The organism is Pseudanabaena sp. FACHB-2040, assembly GCF_014696715.1.
Taxonomy (GTDB): Bacteria; Cyanobacteriota; Cyanobacteriia; order Phormidesmidales; family Phormidesmidaceae; genus JACVSF01.
In genome coordinates this window covers 43,871-69,857 of sequence record NZ_JACJQO010000012.1, presented here as the reverse complement: position 1 = coordinate 69,857, position 25,987 = coordinate 43,871, and the positions used below count along the sequence as shown (strand labels likewise).

Annotated in this window: 23 protein-coding genes and 2 tRNA genes; 11 read left to right on the top strand and 14 right to left on the bottom strand. The window is 53.7% G+C overall.

The annotated features are described in order from the left end of the window. Positions 1–6: 6 nt before the first annotated feature. Together H6G13_RS15055 and H6G13_RS15050 are read right to left on the bottom strand one after the other, a co-directional pair. Entirely contained in the window at positions 7–750 is a 744-nt protein-coding gene (locus H6G13_RS15055) for a phosphonate ABC transporter ATP-binding protein (RefSeq protein ID WP_190484068.1), read from the bottom strand. 11 nt (positions 751–761) lie between these two features. Next, positions 762–1,706, bottom strand: a complete 945-nt coding sequence (locus H6G13_RS15050) for a putative selenate ABC transporter substrate-binding protein (RefSeq protein WP_190484065.1) — start codon at positions 1,704–1,706, stop codon at positions 762–764. Between the two features lie 213 nt (positions 1,707–1,919). Between H6G13_RS15050 and sfsA the strand changes: the two genes are divergently transcribed. The 3 genes from sfsA (at position 1,920) to H6G13_RS15035 (ending at position 3,787) form a co-directional block, all read left to right on the top strand. Beyond that, positions 1,920–2,651, top strand: a complete 732-nt coding sequence (sfsA, locus tag H6G13_RS15045) for a DNA/RNA nuclease SfsA (RefSeq protein WP_190484064.1) — start codon at positions 1,920–1,922, stop codon at positions 2,649–2,651. A 628-nt stretch (positions 2,652–3,279) separates the two neighbouring features. Next, positions 3,280–3,552 carry an Npun_R1517 family heterocyst differentiation transcriptional regulator gene (locus tag H6G13_RS15040; RefSeq protein WP_190484062.1) on the top strand — a complete coding sequence of 91 codons (273 nt, stop codon included), beginning with the start codon at positions 3,280–3,282 and terminating at the stop codon, positions 3,550–3,552. Between the two features lie 162 nt (positions 3,553–3,714). Further along, positions 3,715–3,787: transfer RNA gene (locus H6G13_RS15035), tRNA-Glu, on the top strand. A gap of 198 nt (positions 3,788–3,985) precedes the next feature. On the opposite strand, the gene H6G13_RS15030 is transcribed toward H6G13_RS15035, so the two are convergent. From H6G13_RS15030 to H6G13_RS15020, 3 genes are all read right to left on the bottom strand, one after another. Next, complete coding sequence (locus H6G13_RS15030) at positions 3,986–4,651, bottom strand: hypothetical protein (RefSeq protein ID WP_190484060.1); 666 nt, start codon at positions 4,649–4,651, stop codon at positions 3,986–3,988. A gap of 2 nt (positions 4,652–4,653) precedes the next feature. Next, positions 4,654–5,145, bottom strand: a complete 492-nt coding sequence (locus tag H6G13_RS15025) for a hypothetical protein (protein ID WP_190484059.1) — start codon at positions 5,143–5,145, stop codon at positions 4,654–4,656. 171 nt (positions 5,146–5,316) lie between these two features. Beyond that, on the bottom strand, positions 5,317–6,171 hold the full coding sequence (locus H6G13_RS15020) for a universal stress protein (protein WP_190484057.1): 855 nt from the start codon (positions 6,169–6,171) through the stop codon (positions 5,317–5,319). A gap of 266 nt (positions 6,172–6,437) precedes the next feature. Here H6G13_RS15020 and H6G13_RS15015 point away from each other — a divergent pair, with 266 nt between their 5' ends. Further along, positions 6,438–6,863: a thioesterase family protein gene (locus H6G13_RS15015; RefSeq protein WP_190484055.1), complete on the top strand. Its 426-nt coding sequence runs from the start codon at positions 6,438–6,440 to the stop codon at positions 6,861–6,863. Positions 6,864–6,929: 66 nt separating this feature from the next. After that, on the top strand, positions 6,930–7,448 hold the full coding sequence (locus H6G13_RS15010) for a pentapeptide repeat-containing protein (protein ID WP_190484053.1): 519 nt from the start codon (positions 6,930–6,932) through the stop codon (positions 7,446–7,448). A gap of 76 nt (positions 7,449–7,524) precedes the next feature. Here H6G13_RS15010 and H6G13_RS15005 read toward each other — a convergent pair whose 3' ends face one another. Next, positions 7,525–8,745: a glycosyltransferase family 2 protein gene (locus H6G13_RS15005; RefSeq protein WP_347277486.1), complete on the bottom strand. Its 1,221-nt coding sequence runs from the start codon at positions 8,743–8,745 to the stop codon at positions 7,525–7,527. A 198-nt stretch (positions 8,746–8,943) separates the two neighbouring features. Further along, the gene (locus H6G13_RS15000; protein ID WP_190484051.1) at positions 8,944–9,777 is read right to left on the bottom strand and encodes an HAD-IIB family hydrolase; all 834 of its coding nucleotides are present in this window, start codon (positions 9,775–9,777) and stop codon (positions 8,944–8,946) included. 176 nt (positions 9,778–9,953) lie between these two features. Between H6G13_RS15000 and H6G13_RS14995 the strand changes: the two genes are divergently transcribed. After that, positions 9,954–10,886: a TIGR04168 family protein gene (locus H6G13_RS14995; protein WP_190484050.1), complete on the top strand. Its 933-nt coding sequence runs from the start codon at positions 9,954–9,956 to the stop codon at positions 10,884–10,886. A gap of 67 nt (positions 10,887–10,953) precedes the next feature. Further along, positions 10,954–11,038 (top strand) — tRNA-Ser (locus tag H6G13_RS14990). A gap of 26 nt (positions 11,039–11,064) precedes the next feature. On the opposite strand, the gene H6G13_RS14985 is transcribed toward H6G13_RS14990, so the two are convergent. After that, positions 11,065–11,688 (bottom strand): PHP domain-containing protein, encoded by a 624-nt coding sequence (locus tag H6G13_RS14985; protein ID WP_242028339.1) that lies wholly within the window; start codon positions 11,686–11,688, stop codon positions 11,065–11,067. Positions 11,689–12,186: 498 nt separating this feature from the next. Here H6G13_RS14985 and H6G13_RS14980 point away from each other — a divergent pair, with 498 nt between their 5' ends. Further along, positions 12,187–12,786, top strand: coding sequence for a hypothetical protein (locus tag H6G13_RS14980; protein ID WP_199305923.1), 600 nt, complete (start codon positions 12,187–12,189; stop codon positions 12,784–12,786). 91 nt (positions 12,787–12,877) lie between these two features. After that, positions 12,878–13,435 (top strand): pentapeptide repeat-containing protein, encoded by a 558-nt coding sequence (locus tag H6G13_RS14975; protein ID WP_190484045.1) that lies wholly within the window; start codon positions 12,878–12,880, stop codon positions 13,433–13,435. A gap of 24 nt (positions 13,436–13,459) precedes the next feature. Here the strand turns inward: H6G13_RS14975 and H6G13_RS14970 are convergent, their stop codons facing one another. Next, positions 13,460–14,089, bottom strand: a complete 630-nt coding sequence (locus H6G13_RS14970; protein WP_190484042.1) for a precorrin-8X methylmutase — start codon at positions 14,087–14,089, stop codon at positions 13,460–13,462. 391 nt (positions 14,090–14,480) lie between these two features. Between H6G13_RS14970 and H6G13_RS14965 the strand changes: the two genes are divergently transcribed. Further along, positions 14,481–15,167, top strand: a complete 687-nt coding sequence (locus tag H6G13_RS14965) for a cation diffusion facilitator family transporter (protein WP_199305922.1) — start codon at positions 14,481–14,483, stop codon at positions 15,165–15,167. A 98-nt stretch (positions 15,168–15,265) separates the two neighbouring features. On the opposite strand, the gene treS is transcribed toward H6G13_RS14965, so the two are convergent. Next, a complete protein-coding gene (treS, locus tag H6G13_RS14960; RefSeq protein ID WP_242028338.1) occupies positions 15,266–18,724 on the bottom strand; it encodes a maltose alpha-D-glucosyltransferase in 3,459 nt (1,152 codons plus the stop codon). 230 nt (positions 18,725–18,954) lie between these two features. Here treS and H6G13_RS14955 point away from each other — a divergent pair, with 230 nt between their 5' ends. Continuing rightward, on the top strand, positions 18,955–20,688 hold the full coding sequence (locus H6G13_RS14955; protein ID WP_190484039.1) for a peptide ABC transporter substrate-binding protein: 1,734 nt from the start codon (positions 18,955–18,957) through the stop codon (positions 20,686–20,688). 13 nt (positions 20,689–20,701) lie between these two features. On the opposite strand, the gene H6G13_RS14950 is transcribed toward H6G13_RS14955, so the two are convergent. From H6G13_RS14950 to thrB, 4 genes are all read right to left on the bottom strand, one after another. Beyond that, positions 20,702–21,466: a cobyrinic acid a,c-diamide synthase gene (locus tag H6G13_RS14950; RefSeq protein ID WP_190484037.1), complete on the bottom strand. Its 765-nt coding sequence runs from the start codon at positions 21,464–21,466 to the stop codon at positions 20,702–20,704. Between the two features lie 129 nt (positions 21,467–21,595). Continuing rightward, the gene (locus H6G13_RS14945) at positions 21,596–22,189 is read right to left on the bottom strand and encodes a sulfite oxidase-like oxidoreductase (RefSeq protein WP_190484035.1); all 594 of its coding nucleotides are present in this window, start codon (positions 22,187–22,189) and stop codon (positions 21,596–21,598) included. 665 nt (positions 22,190–22,854) lie between these two features. After that, the gene (locus H6G13_RS14940) at positions 22,855–24,465 is read right to left on the bottom strand and encodes an NAD(P)H-quinone oxidoreductase subunit 4 (protein ID WP_190484033.1); all 1,611 of its coding nucleotides are present in this window, start codon (positions 24,463–24,465) and stop codon (positions 22,855–22,857) included. Positions 24,466–25,051: 586 nt separating this feature from the next. Beyond that, positions 25,052–25,975 (bottom strand): homoserine kinase, encoded by a 924-nt coding sequence (thrB, locus tag H6G13_RS14935; protein ID WP_199305921.1) that lies wholly within the window; start codon positions 25,973–25,975, stop codon positions 25,052–25,054. Positions 25,976–25,987 lie beyond the last annotated feature (12 nt).

Here is a 25,987-nt window from a genome sequence, read left to right as displayed (position 1 = left end):
AGGGCCTTAAATCCGGTAGAGGTCAGCAATCATCGAATCAGTGACAGCCTGCGCTGGCGCATCAAACAGCAGCTGGCCGTGGCGCAAACCGAGGATGCGATCGCAGTGGCTAAAGGCAAAGCCAATATCGTGCAGGCTGATCACCAGCGTTGTCCCAGTGTCATAGTTAAGCTGCCGCAGCAGATCCATCATCTCGCGCGATCGCTCTGGATCTACGCTAGAAATTGGCTCATCTGCCAGAATCACCAGCGGATCTTGCACCAGCACCCGGGCCAGCGCCACTCGCTGCTGCTGACCCCCCGACAAGCGCTCCGTGCGAGCATAGAGCTTTTCGGCAATGCCAACCTGGGCCAGCGCCTGGGCCGCCCGCCCCACCTCCTGCGGCCAGATCAAAGACCAGGCCGCTTTAAAGAATGACCAGCGCCCCAAATGCCCCGCATTGACATTGTGAATCACCGGCAGATTAGGCACCAAGTGATGCTGCTGGTAAACCGTACCAATGCGCCGCTGTACCTGCCGCAGCTGGTGTGGGCCAAGGCGGCCTATGTCGCGGCCCATCACCCGCAACTGCCCCGAAGAGGGCGGCAAGGTGCCATTGAGCAGACTGAGCAGAGTGCTTTTGCCAGCCCCACTAGAGCCAATCAGGGCCACCCGCTCTCCGGCTGATACCGTCAAAGAGAGATCTGCCAGCGCTGGCACATCCCCAAAATAGCGGCTGACGCGGCGCAGCTCAAAGAGCGGTTCTCCCAAAATCTATCCCCCTACTGAATCTTGCCGATCTGACGGCCCACCGCTTCAATTTGAGCGTAGTTTTCGTTCTGCGTGGGAATAAAGGTCTCTGCGCCAAACAGCTCTAAAATCTCCTGCTGCTCGGGCACGCTGGGGTCGAGGCGGGTCAGGGCAGTTTGAACTCGCTCAACAAAACCTTCTCCATAGCGCTCCTCTACTTCGGGGCTAATGACCCAGTGATAGTCGTAGTAAGGAGGCGTGTACCAGATTACGCTCACCCTACTCTCATCTACCGCCCCTTCAGCAACCCGCTGCTCCCAGACCTGGGAGTTGAGTGCACCGACCTCATAGGTGCCCGCTTCAACCAGCTTAATCGTCGCATCGTGGTTGCCGGAGAATCCGACTTCTCCCTTAAAATCTGTCGGGACAACGCCAGCCTGCTCCAGGAAGTATTGGGGCATCAGACGACCCGAGGTAGACGACTCACTGCCAAAGGTCAACGTGCGCCCCTTCAGAGCTGTTAACTCACTAATATCTTCGATCTCAGCTAGATTGCTGTTCGTATTAGCAATAAAGACGCTCTGAAATTCTGCGTCAATATCCCGTTGGGCAATAGCTTGGGCATCGGGCACCTGCAGCCTAGCCTGTACCCCCGTCAACCCCCCAAACCACACTAGGTCCAGATCGCCCACCCGAAACGCCGTAACCGCCGCTGCATAGTCGGTCACAGGCTTGTATTCAACCGGCACCCCGAGTTCTGCTGACAAATACTCAGCCAGCCGAGTGTAGAGCCGCTGTAGCTGCTCCGGGTCCTGATCGGGAATTGCGCCCACCGTCAGCGGCAGCGTGGCGCTTGCTTCTCCTGCCGGGGCTTCTCCAGAGGGGTCAGTAGGTGTGCGGGGCGTGCAGGCCGTCAACGGCCATAACAGCAGCAGACTTGCAATACCTGAGACAACAGTTCGACGAGACCAAACCACGTTTTCTCCTTACACCGTGTCTAACGAGTTGATTTGCTTGACAAACGTTTAATTTACTAGAATTCCAGCCGCATCCAAACCCACGATTTTGCTTTGCCGGGTCTGAATTTCCTATGCACTCAAACGCAATCAAGCTTCGGCTTCCGTTTCGCCTACAGAGCTACCTTGACCCGCTATAGTGACCTTCAGGCAATTTCATCTAGCAGATGTTGTATGGCTTCAGGTGATTGGCACTATCTCTATCCTCCGCTTCTGGGCGGCACGCTACTGAAGCGCTACAAACGCTTTTTTGCCGACATTGAGCTAGATACCGATGAAGTAATTACGGCCCACTGCCCCAACACCGGGCCAATGACCGGAGTGTGCAATCTAGGCGGTCGAGTACTGGTGTCTCACAAGCCCGACCCCAAGCGCAAACTGCCTTACACATGGGAACTTTCAGAGGTTCACGATACGGTGCCGACTTGGGTGGGGGTCAATACAGCAGTGCCCAATCGAGTCATCAAGTCAGCCCTAGAAGCCCGTCTTTTTCCAGAACTGGGAGCTTATGACCAGATTTTGTCTGAGGTCTGCTATGGCAGCGATCGCAAAAGCCGAGTAGATTTCGTGCTCAAAGGCGACCCTCAGCAGCCACCAATTTATGTTGAGGTCAAAAATACCACCTGGGTGCAGGGACCTCGGGCGCTGTTTCCCGACACGGTGACCACTCGGGGCCAAAAGCATCTGCGGGAACTGATGGCGCTGGTGCCTGAGGCCAGAGCTGTGATGCTCTATTTCATCAACCGAGGTGACTGCGATGAGTTTGCCCCCGGCGACGGCCCTGATCCAGAATACGGACGCCTGCTGCGAGATGCGATCGCTAAAGGGGTTGAGGTGCTTCCCTGCCGCTTTGCCGTCACCCCCCAGGGGATTCGCTATCTCGGGCTAGCTGCACTTCATCTCTAAGCCTGCCTGCTCAGCTGAGTGTCTACACTGTCACAGCAGGCTGACAAAACTCGCTCTAAATTGGGTTACGAATTTTCCCAAGGAACTATCAGTTCCAACGAGCTCTGCCCCTAAACACAGAAATTCCAGTTTAAGAATCCGCCATTTTTGGGCCAAATGGCGGATTGACCTGCTTCCAAACAAGTGACTTCGGTTTCTCAGTAACGGCAGGCTTGAGGGAACTACTGAGGTTGATAGACGGTTTAAAGCTCACCTCATAGGACTGTATTGATCCTATGAATATGGACCTTAGACGGCTTTTTCACGGGGGGAAATTGGTTTTATAGAAAGAGGAGATTGACCTCTAAAGCAAATGTTTTGCCGCCCCAGATACCTGGGCCATCAAAGGCTACGGCAACTGCTCTTATAGCCGTCCTGCAGTGGGTAAAGCATTTCTCAATGTGAGGAGAGGTCAGCTCAACTTTAAGTCAAGAGTCAGACCCTGCATTTAGCCTTACCCGCTGATCAGAGCCGTTTTTAGCAAATCCAGGCCAGCCTTTGGTGTCCCCCCGCTCCAGGCATGGGTGTCCCCCATTTTTACACTTTTGATAACCACTTATTCCGACTAGGGAAGTAAGGAATCTCTGTAATGAACAGTTCAGCACACCAACAACCTGTAGACCCTGAGGTTGGCGTTTATGAATGCGAAGTCAAGCTGAAGTTTCGCATCATTGAAGAAAAAGGAGTTATGCAGAATCGGGACCAGCTACTGGAGTTGCTGGTGGATGCCGTTGCCTACGGTGACGACGATTTTGTTGAATCTCTCCAGTCGGAAGTCTCTCTGCAAGAGATCTCTGAGGTCGACGCCTCTCCTGAAATGCGCCGTCAGCTTATCCGCTTACGTAACGCCAACTGGCGTTAGCGCTAATGAGATAAGCTCGCTTACGCCACGGCCCATCCGCTGGCTAATCCAGGGCTGTCCACCTCTGTCAAACAGGACCTAAAAAGTTCTTTAGGAAAAAAATGGTGAGCAGTTTGACACAGGGGCACCCCTTGTCTATACTAAAAAATGTCTGAAGTCCGCGCCCCCATCGTCTAGAGGCCTAGGACACCTCCCTTTCACGGAGGCGACGGGGATTCGAATTCCCCTGGGGGTATACTTCGGACTCATCAAGAAACAAAGCCCTGAGATGTTAAAACATCTCAGGGCTTTGCTTTTAGTATTTTTTGGGTTGATGGGGTGGCAGGCAGTGAGGCTCATATGCGATCGCACATCACAGTCCCTAATTCAATGTGTATTAGCCCTGAGGGAATTTTGATCCCAGCATCCCATCTACGTGAGTGAGGCGGGAGGTTTATTTGCGATCGCGCTCCAAGTCCCAAAGGGCCTTTTCGGCACACCACTGACCTGACTTACCTGGGTTCTTTTCAGCAACCTGCCTCACCAACCGCTCTGAGAGCTTTCTGTTGTAAGTGTATCGGTCAAGCTTAAACAGTAGAGAAGTGGGTATCTCAACCTCCTCACGCAGCATCGATGGGTGAAAAGTGCTCGGAACTGATAGCGAAGATTGGGGAGGTGGGGTAGCAGAAGGTTGAGGTGCTGGTGTTGTTTTGGTTGGAGTTGGCCGCTTTTTATAGATGATCATGCCCCCAGCATTACCAAAGCCCGTTTCAGACTTCACCCAATTGGGCTCAGGTAACGGTGGCGGCGGAGAAGCACTAGGAGTAGGAGCCGAGGGCGGCTTTGTAGCGGGAGTGGAGGGTGGAACAGCAGTCTCTTGCTTAGGTTGAGTGCTAGATCGAGGGGGTGAAGCAGGAGGCTGCTCTCGATAGACAACTGTGCCCCCCAGGTTTGCGATTTCCTTTTTAGGCCGTTTCGGCTGTGTGTTGAGTTTGATTTTGATGGTTCGTGATTGTGTCGCTCGCTTGGCTGTAGGGGTGGTAGAAATCCGCCCTTGGCCGCAGTCGATCAGCAGCCCCAACACAGCTCCAAAGAGGGTGAAAACGACGTAGGTTTCCATGCTTAATAAGGCCCTCCGGGAACTCCATAGGTCGAAAACACACACTGCTTGTGCTCCCATCCGCTAGAAAGAACCCAACGGCTCCTGAATCCCCAGGTCTGCCCCTTGAAAACAGCTTTAGACTCATATTCGCCGGGATTGAGGTAATAGGTCGTGGGGACTGATTCAGCTTCACAGTCCTGTGGCCCTTGCCCAGGCGCATAGGTTGAACAGTTAGGGCAAGGCGCAAACCTCAAAATAGTGCGTTCGTTGAGGCCGTTTGTCAGGGTTATCTCTAAAGGCTCCGGCGATCCATTGAAAATGGTTACAGAGGCCGTTGTCCCTTGAATTTGATACACAGCATTTGGCGGGGGAAAGTCGTACAGCTTTACCCGTTGAGCTGTAGCTTGAGAAAGCACTCTGGTAGGCTGAACTTCAGAGCCTTCAGTGCCTGCAGCCAGGCTAAAGCCTACTAAAGCTCCAACAGCCCACCAGATGGGTTGTTTTTTAGTCATAGCCATTAATTGGATGGCCGAGTCATCTACAGGAAACACACTCTTAGAGTTCCCAGTTCAGCAGTGAATTCCTGATGACTGTGTCACGGCTCAGACTCCAATTTGACCCCAATTGGCCCTGAGAGGGATTAACCACCTCAGAGCTTAGACATGAGCTGTTAACCCTCAGGCTTAGCTGGCTATGCGGGTCAGCAGCACAGGGCAGTTGGCGTAGACTCGCACATAGTCTGACAGCGATTCGCCCAGCAATCGGTCTAGGTCGGGCAGACCTTTAGCAATAGAGGGACGGCGGTCGGGAGAACCCAAAATCAGCAGGTCGATATTTCTGTCTTCAACCAGCTGACAAATCCGGGTTCCTGGTTTGCCTTCTGGGGCCTCCAGTTTGCAAGGAATGCCGTATCTTTTGGCTTCAGACACAGCTGCCATCAAGATCGGGTCTTGACTGGGATCAGAGCTGGTGACGTCAGATAATTTGGCCTTTAGGTTAGAAACGGTGTGTACCAGAGTTAGCTCACCACCCTTGATGTCTCTCAGCAGCGTGAGTGCCAAGTTTAGGCTTTCCCGCGCTGAGTCTGACTTATCGAGGGCAACCAGCACCCGTTTGATTGGGCGAACGGTGTAGAGGTCATCTTTGACCAGCAGCATGGGCCGCGAAGCCAGCTGAAACACGTATTGGCTGACTGAGTTCTCCAAAATTGCCTTCAGCCCTTTCAAGCCGCGAGAGCCCATGATGATCAGGCTGGCATCGATTTCATCAGCGACTTTGACGACCACGTCCTTGGGGTCACCTTCCCGCAGCACTGCTGTCACGCGGGTGGGGTCGAGATCCAGGTTCTTGATGGCACCGGCCAGGGTGCGCCCACCTTCTTCCCACTTTGCAGTCATCCCTTCTGCGGATACCTGGGAAGGCACTACGTGAAGCACGGTTACAGAAGCCCGCTGAATGGTGGGAATATCCATCAGGACTTTCATCATGGCTTCGGTATTACCGACTCCGGAGTCTGCCAGAAGAATTTTTTCTATCATAATGACCTCTTATTGCTTGCCCCAAAAAGGCTGGCTAACGATGGGAGTTGAGAGGATGTAAGTTGGGTATTTGGCCTTGAAATCCTGATTTTTCAAGGCTCTAAGCTTACCCTCAACCATCATAGGCATTGGTTTTGGAGCTATTTTGGCGGAATTCATAATTTGTAGTAGAGCGCAATTAATTACGCTTTAAGGCAATTTCATTTCGCCTTGGGCGGTGTGGAATCGGTTTCTGGTATTCTGACCGGGGTTTGTATGGAGTGGCTATGGCAACAGGATGGTTTGACTACCCGGTGCGAGTGCAGCCTCACCACACTGACTATGCCGGGATTGTCTGGCATGGTACCTACGTCGCTTGGATGGAGGAAGCGCGGGTAGAGTATTTGCGATCGCACCAAGTCAATTTTGCCGACTGGGTGGCAGCGGGCATTGACCTGCCCGTAGTAGACCTGTCTTTGCGCTACCGGCAGTCGCTGCAGATGGGCGAGGTTGGCGTGGTGCGGGCTAGGGTAGAGCCAATTAAGGGCATCCGCATCGTTTGGCATTTTGATATTCAGCAGCAGGAAACCGGCACCACCTGCGTGCTGGGCACAGTGACCCTAGCGCCAGTTGACCGCCAGACCCGAAAAGTACTGCGCCGCCTGCCGCCAGAATTCCAGGAGATCCTTCAGGCGTTAGCTGCAGATCTCTAGCAGTCGCATCTAGAGAGATCATTTTGCATAATAAAGGGCAGTTATTAAAAACCTGTGGGAAAGCCTATGTTGCAGCCGATTCGCACCCTCCTTCGACCGGCACTTGTCGTCACCTTGGTCTGCCTGTTGGCGGTCATAGGCGGGCTGTGTCTCCCTTCCCCAGCTTACGCTCAGGCCAATACCGTTGATTACACCCTAACTAATTTAAGCTTTCGAGACTTCTCCCACCAAAACCTTTCGGGCACCTCTTTCGCGGCGGCTGAGATGCGAGAGGCTAATTTTGAAGGGGCTGACTTAAGCGGAACGATCTTGACCAAAGCCTTATTTCTCAAGGCCAATCTAGCCGGAGTCGATCTCTCCAAGTCCTTTGCCGACCGGGTAGTTTTTGATCAGGCTGATCTGACCAATGCGGTGGTGACCGAAGCCATTATGACCAGCTCGACCTTCACCGACACGATTATTCAAGGCGCTGATTTCTCAGGTACGATCTTGGACCGATACCAGATCGCGCGGATGTGCAAAGTTGCCGATGGCGTTAACCCGGTGACCGGAGTCAGCACGCGAGACAGCCTGGGCTGCCGCTAGGGCTAGCACTGGGGGCGAGCAGTTCCCTAAAGGACATCTGCCCTTGAGCAAGGCTGCTACCAGAGGTCTGGTTAGCTTAAGTATCGCGCTCGGTGCGAATCCAGCGCTTTTCTGGCCTGACCACGTAGCCTATGTACAGGGGAATCTTCCAGAGAATGTATAGGGGGATTTGTACTAGCTGCTTTAAGCTAATTTCGCTGCGGCCATAGCGCTGCCAGGCTAGCCCGATAGCCAGGAACAGGCAAGCACCGGCTAGGGCCGCCAGGGTCAGGGGTAGCAACAGCCCAGTGACGCCAGTAAAGATAGCCATTACCACTAACAGCCCAGCCCAGAGCATCACAAGCAGGGACAGGGGCAGCACCGATAGCTCCAGCGCCAGCGACAACAAGCCCAGACGACCCTGCCGCAAAAACTGCAGCAGGAGCTTGGGTACAAACTCTGACATAACCTGGAGATGGCCGTGCTCCCAGCGGGTGCGCTGGCTCTTGGCGGCCGCTTCTCCCTGGGGCAGGCGGCTAGTTACCCAGGCTTCTGGGCAAAACTGGGGTGGGTAGCCTGCGATCGCAAGATCAAGCCCCAGCTTCATGTCTTCTACGATGTGGCCGCTGGCGATGCTAACTGCCGTGGCTGCCGCCCAAGGCATGGCCATGCCCGTGCCGGTCAGCAGGCAGGGCTGCTGGAGCTGGCGCAGACCTAGGGGCCGCACCAGGTTTTTAACTTTAAAGGCAAAGGCCGAGATGGAATCTTTTAAGCCAGGGTCATGGGGCTTTTCCATCAGGTAGGTTGCCTGTACCGGATAACCAGTTTTCAGAGCCTGCTGGGTGAGAGCGGCAATACTACCCGGATGAGCATTACAGTCGGCATCTAAAAAAATCACAACCTGGGGCGGTTCGGCCTTGAGGTGAGTTAGGCCAAAGTCGAGAGCGTAGCCCTTGCCCCGGTTTTGAATGTTAAACCGCTCAATGACGGTAGCTCCGTAGCTGCGGGCAACAGCGGCAGTGTCGTCTGTGCAGTTGTCGGCAATGACGATGAGGCGGTCTTGCGATCGCAACTGAGGCTTAACCGTTTCTAGCGTTTGGCCAATGCCAGTCGCCTCGTTATGGGCCGGAATCAGCACGGCTAGCTTGACCTCAGCGGGCAGGGTAACCTCAGCCCCCTGCTTGACTCCCCGCCAGAAAAAAGCAGCCAGGCATTCTAAAAACAGCACCCCTGTTGGCACCAGCACCAGCAACGCGACCGCCGACAGCAGCAGAGCAAGGCTATTTAGAGGGGTGAAGCTAAAGCTGGTCAATGGCACAGTGTCCTCCTGGGAACAGGGTTGGCGATGCTGGAGGGTCTACAGAGGTTGCAGGACAGGCTTCTAAAGCTAGAAGAACGCACAAACAGCCGTTGACTGTAAACATAAAACCTTCTTTGGCAGCTTATCAGAGTCAAAAACAGGCTCAGCGAGGGTCTGGTGAGGTTTTACTTCAGCTTTACAGGTTGGTGAACCCTTCTAGCAGCCTGCCTGAGCCAAAACCTGCTCTACGGCCAGAGTCCAGCCTTCGGGAGCAGGTTCTGGAGCAACCTGCCAACCCCGGTCTGCTAGCTTGGGATGGGGGCCGCTCGGGCCGGGCAGTACGATGGCAATGTCTACTGCTTCTAACATATCTAGATCGTTGGGGCTGTTCCCTAGACCCACAGTCTTTACGGTGCTGCCTGCGGGCAATCCCGTCTGGTATAGGGCGGTCAGCTGACGAACAGCAGCTCCTTTACCTGCCTCGCCGCCAATTAGGTGAGAGAAGCGATCGCCGACCACTACCCGAAAGCCAAAATCCTCGACCACGGCAACTAGAGTTTCAGGCTCAACATTTTTTGGCGTCATGAACGGTTCTGTAAACTCACGAGCCTTGGCCTGCTGGGCGTCAGCGTGGGCCAATTTTGTCATCTGCTCAATCTGCTCTACCGTCCAGTCGCCAAAGCCCTTAAGCGGTCTGCCTAGCTGCTGGGCAATCGCCTTGAGCGCAGCCCTAGCCACCACATAGGTGCAGCCCAGCTGCAGGATACGGTAGCCGTCAGCATCTTCTCCCTCTGGCAGCTGAAACTGGTTCTGGTCGTGAGGAATAAAGACAGCACTGCCGTTTTCCACCACAAAGGGATCGCGCAGCCCTACTCGCTGGCGCAGCGTTTCGACTTCCCGACGGGTCTTGCTGGTGACGGGAATCACGGGAATACCTTCGGTCCCCAGCCGCTCCAGCATCGGCACGGCAGCCGCGTAGGCATAGTCTTCAGAGCCTAGCAGGGTGCCATCGAGGTCAGTAAAAATCAGCAGGGAGGTTTTGCTTGTCATGGTGGAGCAGCCTGTTATGCAACCGCTGAAAAGCTTACCGCATTCAATACTTGGCAGAAAATGCTGCCCACGACCGGCCCTTGTCACTTTCGAGGGGAAGACCCTACTGAAATCAAACCCAAGGACGTATTTGTACGCAGTATCTTAGATAAGTGGATGCAGCTAGAGAGGCTCTCATGAACAGTTCCCCGTCCCAGATAGACCGCGCGATTCGGATTGCTGTGGTAGGGGACGTACATGACCAGTGGAGCCCTGAAGATGCGATCGCACTTCACCACCTAGCCATTGACCTGGTGCTATTTGTCGGCGACTTTGGCAACGAAGCAGTCGGCGTAGTGCGGCAAATTGCGGCGCTAGAGCAGCCCAAAGCCGCCATCTTTGGCAACCACGATGCTTGGTACACCGCCACCGACTGGGGCCGCAAGAAAAGGCCCTACGATCCGGCTCAAGAAGATTGGGTGCAAACTCAAGTCGATCTGCTGGGAGAATGTCACGTCGGCTACGGCAAACTTGACTTTCCCCAATTCGGCCTCACGGTTGTTGGGGGCCGACCCTTTAGCTGGGGCGGTTCTGAGTGGAAAAACAAAACTTTTTACGCCAATCGCTACAACGTCCATGGCTTTGCCGAATCTGCTGAACGGATTGTGGCATCAGTGCAGGCGGCCGCTCACGAGACAGTCATTTTCATTGGGCACTGCGGCCCGACCGGCCTAGGCGACCAGCCAGAAGACATCTGTGGCCGAGACTGGAAACCCTTGGGCGGCGATCATGGCGACCCCGATCTGGCCGAGGCCATTGCCGCTGCTCAAGCGTTGGGTAAACAAATCCCCCTCGTCACCTTTGGCCACATGCACCACGGCCTGCGCCACCGCAAAGACCGTCTGCGTCAACGGCTGCTGAGTAATCCAGACGGCACCGTTTATCTGAATGCGGCCAGCGTGCCCCGTATTGTGCAGACGCCAACCGACTGTCAGCGCACTTTCTCAGTCGTCACATTGAAAGGCGGCCAAGTGGATCAGGTTTGCCAGGTTTGGGTCAACCAGTTTTTTGAGGTCTGCTCTCAAGAGGTGCTGCACCAGGCCACAGAAACAGTTGCGATGGTCCCTTAGCCAGCCTGTTCAGCGATCGCAGATGGGTGCTATAACAGAAAAGCGAATCATCCATCGCAACCCCCCTGGAGAGGTGGCAGAGTGGTCGAATGCGTCCGACTTGAAATCGGATGTACCGAAAGGTACCGTGGGTTCGAATCCCACCCTCTCCGTTGCTAACTAAGCTGAATCAGCGAGACTAAAGCCGTCGGGTGAGCGTCAGCCCATGGGTGTCTGTTCCGCAGGTGGTAAAGAGCTGGTGGGTTTGGGCTAGCGCTTTAATTTTGGGGGTCTGCTTAGGGCAGGGTCGCCAACACTCAGGATTGTCGTAGGCGTAGTAGGTCTCAATTCCGTCAATGCCCAGTTCAGCCGCACCAGCAATTAGCTCAGCTGCTGCCCGTCGATAGCGAGCTGGATGGGCCAGAACCGCCAGCCCTCCAGCCGCTTGAAGGGCGCAAATCACCTTGTCCGCCAATCGATTTTCTCCCTGAGGAGCGTGTCCCTGAATGTAGGGCTGCATCGCCGAGTGCTGAGGGCTAAAACCATATCCCAAAATATGAACGTCAGTGCCCAGCAATAGAGAGTTAATCTCGATACCTGTAAAGAGACGAGGAAGCTCTCCCTGGCTGCTTAAAACTCCGCTTTTGCCTACTTTGACTCGCGCCGGATGACGCCACTGCCAGTCTTCTAGCCATCGTCTGGCTCTGAAATAGCCTGCAACAGTGTGATGATCAGTGATGGCAAATCCCTTCAGCCCCAACCCAAACGCCTGCTCCATGAGCGCTTCCGGCGTGAGTCGGCCATCTGAACAGACCGTGTGCATGTGAAAGTTGTACGAGGTAGGACAACTCGTCTCATCGACAGATGAGAAAATTCCCCTCAAGACTTTCATTCTGCTTGCTGCTCCGACTCTGAGGCCCGGAACCTGCACAGGGCTGGCCACCATGATTATTGCAAAAGATTGCGTGTGTCTTCTACTAATATAGCTTCTGCCTTAAGCATATATAGAGTTGATGTTCGAAAGTGTTCACTACAGACCAATGTAAGTTTTGGAAAAGCCTTGCCCCCATAGGCTCCTGGCTTCAACGAGCAAGTTTAAACCTAGCTCCTACCATAGAACTAAAAGGGAGGCCTCAAGTAGGCAAAGTTACCCAATAGCAATGTCTGAGGCCGCCTTGTTTAACAGCTCCAAACTAAAACGTTGCAGCAAGATTGAGCTGTTTGTTAACAGTTAGGGAGCCTGATCTGAAATACTCAAATTACACGCAGAGCGCGCCTGACTAACCGTACCTTGAAGCATTTTGAATTCCCCGATTTCCATGTGCCCAATTCAGTTATTAATTTGGCCAGCCGTTGGCAGATGCCGCCGAGTTCAACCGACGATCCTATTGTGCGGGGTACTCGTTACCTAGAAGAACTGCGCCAGATAACCCCAGCTTCTGTAGGGATTGACCTGGAGGGGGAGCTTTGCGATCGCATGAAAATGTGCGGCTGGATCGGCCTGCAGATCCAGCGGGTAAACCAACATCTCCAGAGCCTGTTAGAGGAGTGCGAAGCCTGTCTGCATCCAGCCGATCGCCCCTTCGTGCAAATTCTGGCAGCGCCTTTAGCCAACGACTTGGGCCTAGATGGCGTTTGTATCCTTCAGACCCGGCCCATAACGCTGCTAATCGATGTGGGTCGGGTGCTGCCTCAAGACTGGTTGGCTATGGTAGCTCACGAATACGCCCATGCTGTCGTCGGCTCTCCAGGGCACGATATCGGTTTCCAGCAGACCCTCACCCATCTATGCCTGGGGCTAGGTCTACTGTCTCCTCCCACAGGCCGCTCCAGTGAAAGCCTAGCCAGCTGGCCCCCCTGCCAACCCCAGCTCCATCCAACAGCGTTTTGGTTGGGAAAAACCCCTTTGCCGCACCGCTAACGCTAATCACTTCCCCCAAGACTGACCCTAGCAAGGGCATCCGTTGAATGGGAGAATAAAACCGATATCTAGCTGCGTAGATTTGAGAAGCATGAAACGTCTTTTTTTGGCCCTGAGCATCGTCTGGTTTGTATGCCTGGGCCTTGCCCAATCCGCTTACGCGGCTATTCCTGAGGATGTAGAGAAGCTGCTAGACACCAACTCCTGTCCGGTGTGCATCCTCGACGAAGCCGATCTGCAAAATGCCGATCTGCAAAACTCAAATCTAAAAGTGGCTGTTTTGACAAAAGCCAACTTGCAGGGAGCTAATTTGAGTAAGGCCAATCTGATGCTGAGCTATTTTGACAGAGCTGACTTGAGCGGAGCTGTCTTAGCTGGAGCTAGCCTCAATGGGGCTAATTTGAGTGAAGCTAAGCTAGTTGGGGCCGACTTGCGAGGCGCTGAAATGACCCAGGCAAACCTGAATAATGCAGACCTGTCTCAGGCAAACTTGGAAAACGCTGTTTTGATGAGCGTGGTGTTAGGTACTGCAGACCTGACAGACGCCAACTTGAAGGGTGCTAACCTGCGAGGGGCTAACCGTAGTGAGGTGCGCTTTTGCCGCACTACCATGCCGGATGGAGCCATCGAAAACCGCGATTGTCCCTAGCCTACCGATCTTAGTTCACTGGCCCTAGCCCATCTGTTGTGCTTCGCGGCCGTAAGCCTGCCAGGCTAAGTCAATCAGGCCGTTGAGAATGGCGGTAGCAACTACGGCACTCCCTTTACGACCGTTAATCCGGATATGCGGGATGAGGGTGTCCTGCAGGCGGGCTTTGAGGACATCGACATCGAGAAAACCGGCTGGGGTACCAACGACCAACGCCGGTCGCACCTGGTCTTCTTCGATCAAATCTACCAGCGTGGCCAGAGCGGTATGAGAAGAGCCAATGACAAAGATGCCCTCAGGGTAGCGTTTGGCCAGCGTCTCAATGCCCCAGGCAGCCCGGCTCTTTCCCTTTTGGGGCCGGGTCAGGGCATCCATACTGCAATACACCGGATTGGCAAAGGTGGCTTGAATGCTGGGCGTAATACCGACCTGCGCCATCGGCAGATCTACAATGATAGTAGTGCGGGCGGCTAAAGCTGCAGCCCCCGACTGTAAAGCCTGATCTGAGAAGTGAATGAGGGATTTGTACTCAAAGTCAGCGGTGGCATAGATAACCCGACGGACAATTTCGTATTCTGAGGGAGAAAATGCGTGCTCACCGATTTCTTGGTCGATGATTCTCAGACTTTGAGCATCGGATATGTGCCATTCCATAGCCAACCTGGGAGGGGAGTCGGGTCGTAATTGCTTGGCTAAGTGTATCAGGTGTTGCGCCCATCGCATCGACTGGAGAGCCTGCTTAGGTGCCGATGCGCCCCTCTCTACCAAGTTTTTTCAAGATTCCGGGCGATTGGTTCAGCCTGAGCGTTTCTTTGCGGTAAGCAATACTGCATAATGACGGTGCTGCCAGCGCCTGTGACGCCGCTCTGTAGAAGGGCTACTTAAAAACGGGCACCTTCAGGCAGGGATTGACGACATCATAAGATAGCCCCCTGCGTTTTATCAGCAGTCCAGCCCCCGCTTTAATATTTGCAGCAAAGGTTCGTGAATGATTGCAGTTTGGCATTCCTGTAACTCTCCGCAATGTGCTTCACCAGCGTCTTTAGTGGCTGACCAACGCCGGCCGCTGCGCAGGCTCTTAATCCTGGTCATGGGGTTTGCAGCGATTGAGTGGGTCGTGGGCGGGTTCAGCCACAGCTTGGCTCTACAGTCAGACGCGGGGCATATGCTAGCTGACGGCTGGGCCATTATTTTGGCGCTCACGGCTAGTTGGCTGACCCGGCTCATGCTAGCGCGTAAATCCGCAGGTCGGCCTCGTTTAGACGTGGCTTCAGCTTTGATTAATAGCTTTGGTCTGCTGGTGATGGCTGGGTTAATCAGTTGGGAGGCCGTTAAGCATTTGATTGCCCCTCCCCAAGCTATCTTTAGTGAACCCATGCTGATAACAGCAATCATTGGCCTAGTGATCAACGGTCTAGGCGTATGGATGCTGCACGGCGAAAATCATCAGGACTTAAATGTGCGGGGCGCATTTTTGCATGTGTTGGCTGATCTTGCCAGTTCGGTGGGGGTAATTGCGGGTGCGATCGCAATTTCAACCTTCCACTGGTTCTGGCTCGATGGCGCTATTAGTCTAACTGTCGCCCTGCTAATCGGGGGCAGCGCCATTCCTTTGATTCGCCAAAGCATTCGCTCCCTACAGATAACACAACCGAGTTTGCAAGAGCTTGGCCTTCTCGAAATCGGCTCAACGGACCTAGAAGCCCTCTTAACTGCGCGCAACCGCACCTGAGCCATTCAGCCAAAGGAGCAACTAACAAAAGGAACTGAGGGTTTTTCAGCCCTCAGTTCCTTTGCATATCTACCTTGGCGTCACCACTAAAGGCAGCGCTATCGGTGGACTGGCGATCCTTTAGTGAACTGCAGCACTCGCTCTAGCGGCACTTTGACTTGGCTGGGGTTATTAATCAATCGATAGCCCAGATCAGAGAGAACCTTGGTAAGCGAGTAATTGTCTAGCAGCACCTCCAGTTCCTGCTGGGTTTTGGGCAGGAAGGTGCTCTCTTGGGCCGCTGTCAGGTAAGCGTGGAGGAAGCCGGCGCTTACCCAGCGCTCCCAGAAGTGCGCCCACTGCTGCATGCGATCGCGCTGTTCCGGGTGGATCATGCCGCTTTCAACCTCATCCTCAAAGGCCTGGGTGACCGCGTAGTGGAAGGATTGCAGCATACTGGCCACATCTCGCAAGGGCGATCGCTTCATTCGGCGTTCATTGAGATTGAGGGCAGCTTCGCCTTCAAAGTCAATGATGTAAAAGTCCTTACCGGTATAGAGCACCTGCCCTAGATGGTAGTCGCCGTGATAGCGCGCTCGCAGAGCCGTAATTTTGAGATCTAGCACTCGGCGGAAGTGCTCTAAAAGATCCTGCTGTAGGCTCAAAACCCTTTGGGCCAATGGCTTAGCATCCTCTGGAAGCAAAGGCATTCGCTCCTTCAGCAGCAAAAAGACCCGGCCTGCGATGTTGCGATCGTATTGATAGATCGAACGCTGGTAAAAGGTCGTAAACGGTTCTGGGGCAAAATCAGGATTTTTGGGATCTGAGGTCAAGGCCAGGTGCAGTTCCGCTGTGCGCTGACCTAAGAGCTGCACATTAGCTAGGTAGGAACCAATGGCATGGGAAATAAATGCCTTAACTGTGGGCACATCTGCGGCTGAGGTGGGCACCAGATTAGAGGACAGGGGAAATGGCCCAGCTTCACTGCCCAGGGGTATCTCGCTATCGAGAGCTAGGTCAAAGACGCTCCGTAAAGACAACAGAGATCCCTGCGGCACCGGCACAGCCATCAAATCAGCCTGCTGCACCGCCACCTGATCAAAGAAGCTGCGTAGGCTGTCTAAGGAGTACTCCCAAGCGCTTTGAGCATCGGGCACATACTGCTGCAAGATCCCGACAGTCGTGGGTTCTTCCTTAGGACGGCGGTACTCCAGGCAGCCTGCCACTGAGGTAATGTGCTCGAAGCGCTGCTGATCTAAGAATCGACGGATTTCCAGGTCTGGGTTGGTACCCTCTCCGGCTTTGCGGAATAGCTTTAAAATCAGCTGGGGCATTATCCCTTCCTTTACCACCTCGCCGGAGTAGATGATGGAGGTGTTATTAAACTCGCCCTTGAGCAACAGCGGCTCTCCCTGCAAGCTACTGCCGCCAAAGGCTTCAAACAGCTCGGTGGCGTGGGCAACTAGCTCACCGGTTTTGCCTCGATAGGTGCGGTTATGGGCAATGGTGTCGAGCAGCCCCATGAGGAAGGATTTGTCTGCGATCGCATCCACCAGCACCGCCACCTCATCGTTGCCTGGTCGGCGCAGACGGGCTACAACTGCCTGGGGATTTTCAGTCAGCAAATGCAGTGCCTGTTCCCCTTCAGCCTGGGTTAGAGCCAGCAGGTAAATATCCGGATCGCCCTGGGTATACTCAACCCGCAGCGCCAGTAGCTGAGCCTCTCGGCCATCGTGGGGCAGAGGAATGACCTCAATAATTTGGGCGGTACGGGCAATGTGCCGTCCCTTCGGTAGCCAGTTGTTGCGCAGCAGGTAGTCTGGCAACAGCGCCTCTAGCCGCTCCCGCAGTGCCGGCTGCTGCAGCACCGTTGACCAAGGATCTGCCACTGTCAGCGTGGGCAGATCGATCTGCGGCTGAAGCTGCATCTGGCTGGGCTGTAGCTTCAGAGTAAACCAGTAGAATGCATAAGGCCCAAGGCTAAGGAAGTAGGGCTGCTCCTCAATCGCCGGAAACTCTGTGCGGCCAAAGATCTCAACCGGCACCCGACCCTTAAACCCAAGCAAATCGAGCTGCACCGTCTGCACAAAGCGAGACAGGTTAGCCACCACCAAAATCTGCTCATCTTCATGGGTACGGGTAAAGGCCAGCACCTTACGGTTATCTGGGTGCAGCATTTGAAAATCGCCCTGCCCCAACGCCTGATAGCGCTTGCGGGTAGAGATCAGCCGCTTCATCCAGTTCAACAGCGAGTTGGGGTTAGCCCGCTGCGCCTCCACATTTACCGTGTTGTAGTGGTACTCCGAATCTACAATCAGCGGCAGATAAAGGCGGTGGGGATTGGCCCGGCTAAATCCAGCGTTACGGTCAGGAGTCCACTGCATCGGCGTGCGCACCCCGTTGCGATCGCCCACATAGACGTTGTCGCCCATGCCGATCTCGTCCCCGTAATACAAAACTGGGGTGCCCGGCAGCGCCAGCAGCAGACTGTTGAGCAGCTCAATTTGTCTGCGATCGTTCTCCAGCAGCGGGGCCAAACGACGGCGAATCCCCAGGTTCACCCGCATCTCTGGGTCATGGGCATAGACCCGGTACATATAGTCCCGGTCCTCATCCGTGACCATTTCCAGCGTCAGCTCATCGTGGTTCCGCAGAAACAGGCCCCACTGGCAGTTGTCAGGAATCGCCGGAGTCTGCTGCAAAATATCGTGAATTGGGAAGTTATCCTCCATCCGCAGCGCCATGAAGAGTCGGGGCATCAGCGGAAAATGGAAATTCATGTGGCACTCATCGCCATCGCCATAGTAGGCAGCAGCGTCTTCTGGCCACTGGTTAGCCTCCGCTAGCAGCATCCGATTAGGATACTTTTCATCCACGTAGGCCCGTAGCTGCTTCAGAAAGGCATGGGTTTCAGGCAGGTTCTCACAGTTAGTTCCTTCTCGCTCGTATAAGTAAGGGACTGCATCCATTCTGAGGCCATCCACGCCCAGATCCAGCCAAAAGTCCATCACCTCAAATACAGCCTTTTGAACCGCCGGATTGTCGTAATTCAAGTCAGGCTGATGGTGATAGAAGCGGTGCCAGTAATAGGCTTGCCCCACCGGATCCCAGGTCCAGTTCGAGGTCTCAAAATCCTGAAAGATGATTCGAGTCTCTTTATATTTCTCTGGTGTATCGCTCCAGACATAAAAATCTCGTTCAGGGCTGCCTATTGGTGCCCGCCGAGCACGTTGAAACCACGGGTGTTGGTCAGACGTGTGATTAATGATTAGCTCAATAATCACTCGGATATCCCGCTGGTGAGCAGCGGTTAGGAACTCCTTAAAGTCTCCTAGGGTGCCGTAGATTGGGTTGACTTCAGTATAATCTGCGATATCGTAGCCATCATCCCGCAGTGGCGACGGGAAAAAGGGAAGTACCCAAACCGCCGTGACCCCCAGCTCCTGCAGATAGTCCAGCCTTTCTGTCAAGCCTCGAAAGTCGCCGATACCGTCCCCATTACTGTCTGCAAAGGCTCTAACCGGTACTTCATAGATAATGGCGCTCTTAAACCACAGGGGGTCATCTTTTAAGGTCATTCCGCCAAACATGAATGTTTTCTCTTCCAAAATAGCCAAAGTCCTCCAATGTCCCAATCTTGCAAAGGTAAGAGTTGTTGCCGAACCTTCGCCGAACCTTGGAATATCTTGGGTACTTAAACCAGTAAGGCTCTACAAAGGCACTACAAGTGAACCATTCTATGAACTCAGGCCCGCTAAGCTAGGGGCTACACAATATCTTTGAACAATTGCCTAAATACAAAAAACTTATGGCTTCCCGATACGCCATTCTCCCCCTACTGTGCTTACTACTGCTCAGCAGCTGCCGATCTAGCCCCAATTCAGTTCAAACCGAAGCAGCTTCAGTCAGTCGTGAGGAAGCTGTAGCTAGCGACACCTTACGGCTACTTTACTGGCAGGCCCCAACCATCCTAAACCCTCACTTCTCTAGCGGGTTTAAAGACTCTGAGGCCAGCCGCATCACTCTAGAACCCCTAGCCAGCTTCAACGCCCAAGGGGAAATGGTTCTATTTTTAGCAGCTGAAGAACCCAGTTTGGAGAATGGTGGCGTTGCTGCCGACGGCCGATCGGTAACTTGGCAGCTCAAGGAAGGGCTCCAATGGTCCGATGGCACTCCCTTCACAGCCAATGATGTCGTCTTCACCTACGAATTTATTACCAATCCTGAGGTCGGTTCTACCACTGCCGGTACCTACGAAAGCATCGAACGGGTAGAAGCGCTCGACAACACCACTGTCCAAATCATCTTTAAAGAACCTAACCCCGCCTGGTACCTTGTTTTCACCGGCACTGAGGGGATGATTTTGCCCCAGCATCTATTTCAAGACTACGCTGGGGCCAATGGCCGAGAAGCTCCAGCTAACCGCATGCCGGTTGGCACCGGCCCTTACCGAGTCGCTGAGTTTCGCCCTGGAGATGTGGTTGTCTACGAGCCCAACCCCAACTACCGGGCAGCCGACAGCCTTGCCTTCAAGCGCATTGAGCTCAAGGGCGGCGGAGACGCCACCTCTGCAGCCCGCGCTGTCCTGCAAACAGGAGATGCCGACTTTGCCTACAACCTACAAGTGGAAGCGCCGGTGCTGCAGCAGTTGGAAGCGGCAGGCCGGGGAGAGGTAGTTACCAGCTTTGGCTCGCTGGTTGAGCGAGTCATCCTCAACTTTACAGATCCTAACCAGGCAACCCCTGATGGGGAGCGCTCCAGTCTGCAATTTCCCCATCCTTTCCTAGTAGATCCGCAAGTTAGGCAAGCCCTTAACCTGGCTATTGACCGAGAAACGATTACCGAGCGGCTTTATGGGAGCACCGGCAGAGCCACAACCAACTTTCTGGTAGCACCCGAGCCCTTTAACTCTAGCAACACTACCTATACCTACAGCCTGGATCAGGCACAGACCTTGCTCGACCAAGCCGGCTGGGTAGACACCAACAACAACGGTACCCGCGACAAAGAAGGCATTGAAATGACAGTCGTTTTTCAAACTTCAGTCAACCCGCTGCGGCAAAAGACTCAGGAAATCATTAAACAATCTCTAGAAGCTATCGGCATAAGAGTTGAGCTGAAGAGTATCGACGCCTCCGTCTACTTCTCAGGCGATCCGGCAAACTCGGAGACTGTAGAGCGGTTTCAGGCTGACCTGCAAATGTTGGCAACTGGCAACACTAACCCCGACCCAGGAGCCTACATGAAAACCTACACCTGTGATGAAATTACTCAAAAAGCCAATAGCTGGTCTAAGCAAAACTACGCCCGCTACTGCAATCCTGCCTACGATGCCCTCTGGGAACAGTCTAATCGAGAGCTTAATCCAGAGCGGCGACAGCAAATTTTTATCCAAATGAATGACTTGTTAGTCAACGAAGCAGTCGTTCTGCCGGTAGTTCATCGCGCCGATGCGGCTGGGGTCAGCAATCAGCTAGTCGGCATCGACCTCACGCCCTGGGATCTCCATACCTGGAACATTGCCGAGTGGCAACGACCCTAAATCACCTAATCAACTAGATTACCTGATTAAAAATAGCTTCTTGAGGTTCAGGGGCAAAGATAACGTCGTATTCAAACTGAAACGACTTGGGATGACAGATGATCGAGAGCCCCAAGCTGGTCACAGCTGAGGTTGTAAAAGTGGCGATCACCAGTTCAATCAATCGTCTGCCCTGCAGGTCAGGTCTCTGCACAAAGTAGTCTCGCCGAGCAAAAAACTGACCCTCGTCCCTAGGCACAATCACGCTATTAAGCCGGTGAGCGTACTGAATAGGCTTGATAAAGGCGCGGATGAAGTCTTCTTGGTTGACCTGCAGCCGGTATAGCCGCTCATGCTGGGACCAGCTCATCTGAAACATGAGCTTGATCAGCTCAAATCCCAAAATATAGTTGAAAACGCTGTTTCGCTCTTTGCTGCTAGCTACTAGCTTAAGCGCCGATTCAAGATACAAGCCAGGCTGTTGCCGAGTGTCTTGGGCTGAATGAATATAGAACTGGCGAATATAGCGCCGAAGAACGGTTTCCGTCAAAATCAGGTCAATATGAAATCGCTGTAGATAGCTGTTAACTCGCTGCTGAGTTTCCTTGTCTTGAAGAATGCGAGATACTAACCCATCTGCGGTGTAGTCGTCCAAAAATTCAGCCTGCACCTCCGGCGGAGTCGCACACATAATGTGGCAGAGGGACAGCACATAGCGCCGTTGTTCCCAAGGCAGGCTCTCTAGCCACTGCTTAGCGGCAACCGGCAAGGAGACATAGATAGGATCGCTGTCTTGCATGGGAATACCCAGAGAGAGGGGAAACCCGAGCCAGGCTGGTCGGGCTGGCTTGGGTTCTCTTAACAATATTCCCCTATTGCCCGACTAGCCATCAGCCTCAACTTGACTGGTTGGGCTGCAATCAATGCGTTAGTAGAGGCTGCTGTAGCGTTCTTCAGCCCAAGGCTCACCTCGCTCGTGATAGCCATTGCGCTCCCAAAAGCCAAGTTCTTGTTCTTCTAAAAACTCTAGACCGTTAATCCACTTGGCACTTTTCCAGGCATAAAGGTGGGGCACCACCAACCGCAGGGGACCTCCATGTTCAGCTGGTAGCGGCTCACCTGCTAGGGTATGAGCAAAAAAGTTAGCTTCTCGAATAAAGTCAGGCAGCGCCAGGTTAGTGGTGTACCCACCATAGCAGTGGAGCATAACGTAGGCAGCTTTAGCATCAACCTCGATAGCCTGCATGAAATCTGTAACTTTGGTGCCCTGCCATTTCACGTCTAGCTTAGACCAGGTTGTAACGCAGTGAAAATCGGCAGTAAAGTCAGATTGAGGCAAGGCTATAAAGTCGGCCCAGGTCAAGGTTTTAGGTGCTGCTAAGCCCCAGACCTTCAGCTCCCAAGTAGCGGTTGCAACTTGAGGCGTTTCTCCATAAGTGAGTACCGGAAATCCGTTTGCGAGGTGCTGCCCAGGGGGTACTCGATCTGCCAACTCGGGTCCTGGCTTATTGAAGAATTTCATGGCTGTCTACTAGAGGTGCAACGATGAAAGGCATGCTTCAGGTGCGTTGTTGGAGGAGGCTATATGTAACCTCTACCAAAAGGAAATAGCGCACTCTGGAGACGGTCATAGGCTGTTCTGCTATCAGCCTAAACCATTCTTTCGCAACTCGGGCAGACCGGACTGGCATTTAAGCAGAGATCAGCCGCTTGAGCCAGCCTTTTTTGCGGAGATCCACAAAAGAGCCACATTCGGAACACTTTTTGATGCCAGACACTCCAATACGCTGAAGTCGGCTGCTGCGGCAGTCAGGACACTGCTTGGTCTTAGTCATGGCAATGAAATGCACGTAGATGTTTTAGAAGCAGTAGATGATGTCTTCTACTGTTTTATCTTTCTAAATTTCGAACGAACCGCCTAGAGAGACACTACCGAAAGCGTCATAGGCACTGGGCGACCTCAAGCGTACAATTACGGTTGTCAGCAGAAGGTATTGAGGGAAACCGTAGTAGATTATTGATTGCGGCAGGCTCTCTAACCGGGCACGAGGTCAAAGATTGGCTTCCGATCACATAGATGCTAGGTACAAGTTTCTATAGTTAAAGGGTCAGACCTTCTTCAAAAGCCTGACCCTTGATACTTAATATTGAGTCTTGTGCAGTTAACCTGCTGACTGAGGTGCTGACCTAGTCAACTACTGAACTTGCTAGAGCTTCGGGGTTAGTGGCTGTCAGTTCGGGAGCCGTCAAGACATGGGCATAGAGGCCGGTGGGTTGCTCTGCTACCAGCAGGGTATCTTGCACCCGAGCAGACACCGCAACGGCTTTGGCATCGTAGATCTGGGTTGCCAGCTTAGGATAGAGGCCAATCCCAATGATGGGGACCAATAGACAGAGCGCAACAAATGCTTCACGAGGCCGGATGTCGATAATATTGGTAACTTTGCTGAGGACTTCTCCCGGCGCACCGTAGAACATCCGGCGCAGCATGGACAGCAGGTAAATGGGTGACAGCACAACTCCAACAGCAGCCAGAATGATCACGGCCGCCTTGAAGCCAGAGCTGTAGGCATCGCTGGTCGCCATTCCCAGGAAAACAGCCAGCTCGCTGACAAAACCGCTCATGCCTGGTAGGGCCAATGATGCCATTGAGCCTGCTGTGAACAGGGCAAATGTGGTTGGCATTTTGCGGGCCATGCCGCCCATTGCATTCATGTCGAGGGTATGGGTGCGCTCGTAGGCAACCCCGGATAAGAAGAACATCACAGCCGCAATTAGACCATGGGAAATCATCTGCAGCACTGCGCCGCTCATGCCCAGGGTTGTAAAGGCAGCGCAGCCAATTAGCACAAACCCCATATGAGCTACAGAGGAGTAGGCCATCCGGCGCTTCAGATTATCTTGACCCAGGGCCGTGAGGGAAGCGTAGAGAATGTTGATGACGCCCAAGACTGCCAGCACCGGGGCAAAGTAGATATGGGCATCGGGCAGCATCTCGATATTCATGCGAATAAGGCCGTAACCAGCCATCTTCAGCAGCACACCGGCCAGAATCATGGATACAGGAGCGGGTGCTTCACTATGGGCATCGGGCAGCCAAGTGTGCAGGGGAAAGACTGGAAGTTTGACGGCAAATGCAATAAACAGCGCGGCATAGACCAGCAGCTGGAAGGTTAAAGAATAGTCTTTTAGCGCCAGTTCACTTAAGTTAAAGGTGACCTGGTCGCCGTAAAAGGCCATTGCCAGGGCTGCCACCAAAATGAAGACGGAACCAATCGCCGTATAAAGGATAAATTTGGTCGCGGCATAGAGGCGTTTTTGACCACCCCAAATAGAAATCAGTAGGTAAACTGGCACCAGTTCCAGCTCCCACATTAGGAAGAAGAGGAGCATGTCCTGGGCTAGAAACACGCCAACCTGGGCACTGAGCATGAGCAGCAGCAGGCTGAAGTAGAGTCTTCGCCTACGGGTAATGTTCCAGGAGGCAAGAATGGCCAGTGCGCTTATAAGGCCGCTGAGAACAACCAGGGGCATTGATAGACCATCGACCGCTAGCGCCCAGCTAAGACCAATTTGGGGAACCCAGGAGTAGGTTTCAACTAGCTGCAGACCGCTGGTGTTGAGATCGTAGAACCGGATAAATGCATAGAGAATGAGGGCGAATTCGATAAAGCCAATCCCTAGGGCATACCAGCGAAGTGTTTGGCCGTTCCGATCTGGCAGAACTGGAATGGGCAGAATGGCCAGGATGGGCAGTAGAACAAGGGCCGTTAGCCACGGAAACTGTTCGCTAATCATCACAAATCACGTGAATTCCAAAAGAACAGCAGCGTATCTGATGTTCCGGTTTAGGCAGTGGTCTAGCTTGAGGCGGACACATGACCCTGGGATGGCGGCATCAGAGGGGCATTTCGTTTGGGGTTCACAGCGGCCTACCCAGGCGGATCAGGTCGAAGGAATCTATCACGTGATGTCGTAGCCTCGGAGGTGATTACGACTAGGCGTACTAACCGGAGGTGTTCGCAGTGGGCAGAAATACTTAATTTCAGTGCGCCCGCTTCTAGTATAGAAAACTTCATTAACTTTTGATAAGTCATAAATACGGAAATCTTGAGAAATTTCACGCCGATTAATTTGACGTAAAAAGTTTCACCATTTCCCACACAACTCATTCAGATGAGACAACCGGAGCCTTTGCTCGCATTTGTGCTGCTCAATACGAAGCTGTCCACAGCTGGATTTTCGCCTGGGAGGAATTTGGTCTAAATGACCTCAAGTTGACTCAAGGGTTAGCTAAAGCCCTTCGAAACGGACTTTTAACACGCGAGAAGGGGAGTGGGTGCGATCGCAACTCCCACTCCCCTTCCTCCCTAAAGCTCCCAGCTCAAAGGTGTTCTACCCGCGCCCCAGCAGTATCTAAGGCCAGAATGTGAACGCTCACCGCTGCAGGGGCCGCTGTCCACGCAGCCTGCATAGTTTGTTGAACCGCTGCAGCTTGATCTGGGGGGGTGAGAGCTAATAAGGTTGGGCCTGCGCCGCTGATCACCAGACCGTGAGCCCCTGCCGCTAGAGCTGCCGCCGTTACCTTGTCATAGCCAGGAATGAGCGCCTTGCGGTAGGGCTGGTGGATGCGATCGCACAGCGCCTCCCTCAACCATGCCCCATCGCCTGTTGCCAGTCCCCGCAGCAATAAACCCAAGTGAGCCATGTTAAAAATCGCGTCTGCCCGACTGTAGGACTGAGGCAACACGCTCCTAGCCGCTTCGGTAGACAGCTCAAAATCAGGGATTGCCACTACAGGCACAATATCTGGGTGCCAAGGCACTTCACTCAAAATCCACTGACCTGACTCACTGGCGGCAGCCAGTTGGCAGCCGCCGACCAACGCCGGGACAACATTGTCGGGATGGCCTTCGATCTCAGTGGCCAATGCCACTAGATCCGCCGGACTGAAGGGCTGTCCGGCTAAGTGATTGGCCCCCAGCAATCCGCCTACAATAGCCGTAGAAGAACTGCCCAAACCCCGAGCCAAGGGCACTCCTAGCTGAATCGCGATATTTAAGGCAGGAACGGGCTGCTGCAGCTTTTCATAGGCTTGGACAAAGGCTTTATAGGCCAAATTACTGCTGTCGGTCGTAACCCGTCCTGCTTCGGTTCCTGTCACATCCACTTTGACAGTGCCGGCAGGGGCCTCTAGGAGTGTGAACTGAAACTGGTTATAGAGCGTCAGCGCCGCTCCCAAACAGTCAAACCCAGGGCCGATATTGGCTGTGGTTGCAGGAACAGTCACCTTTACAGAGTTGGGCAAGGCAGGTTCTCC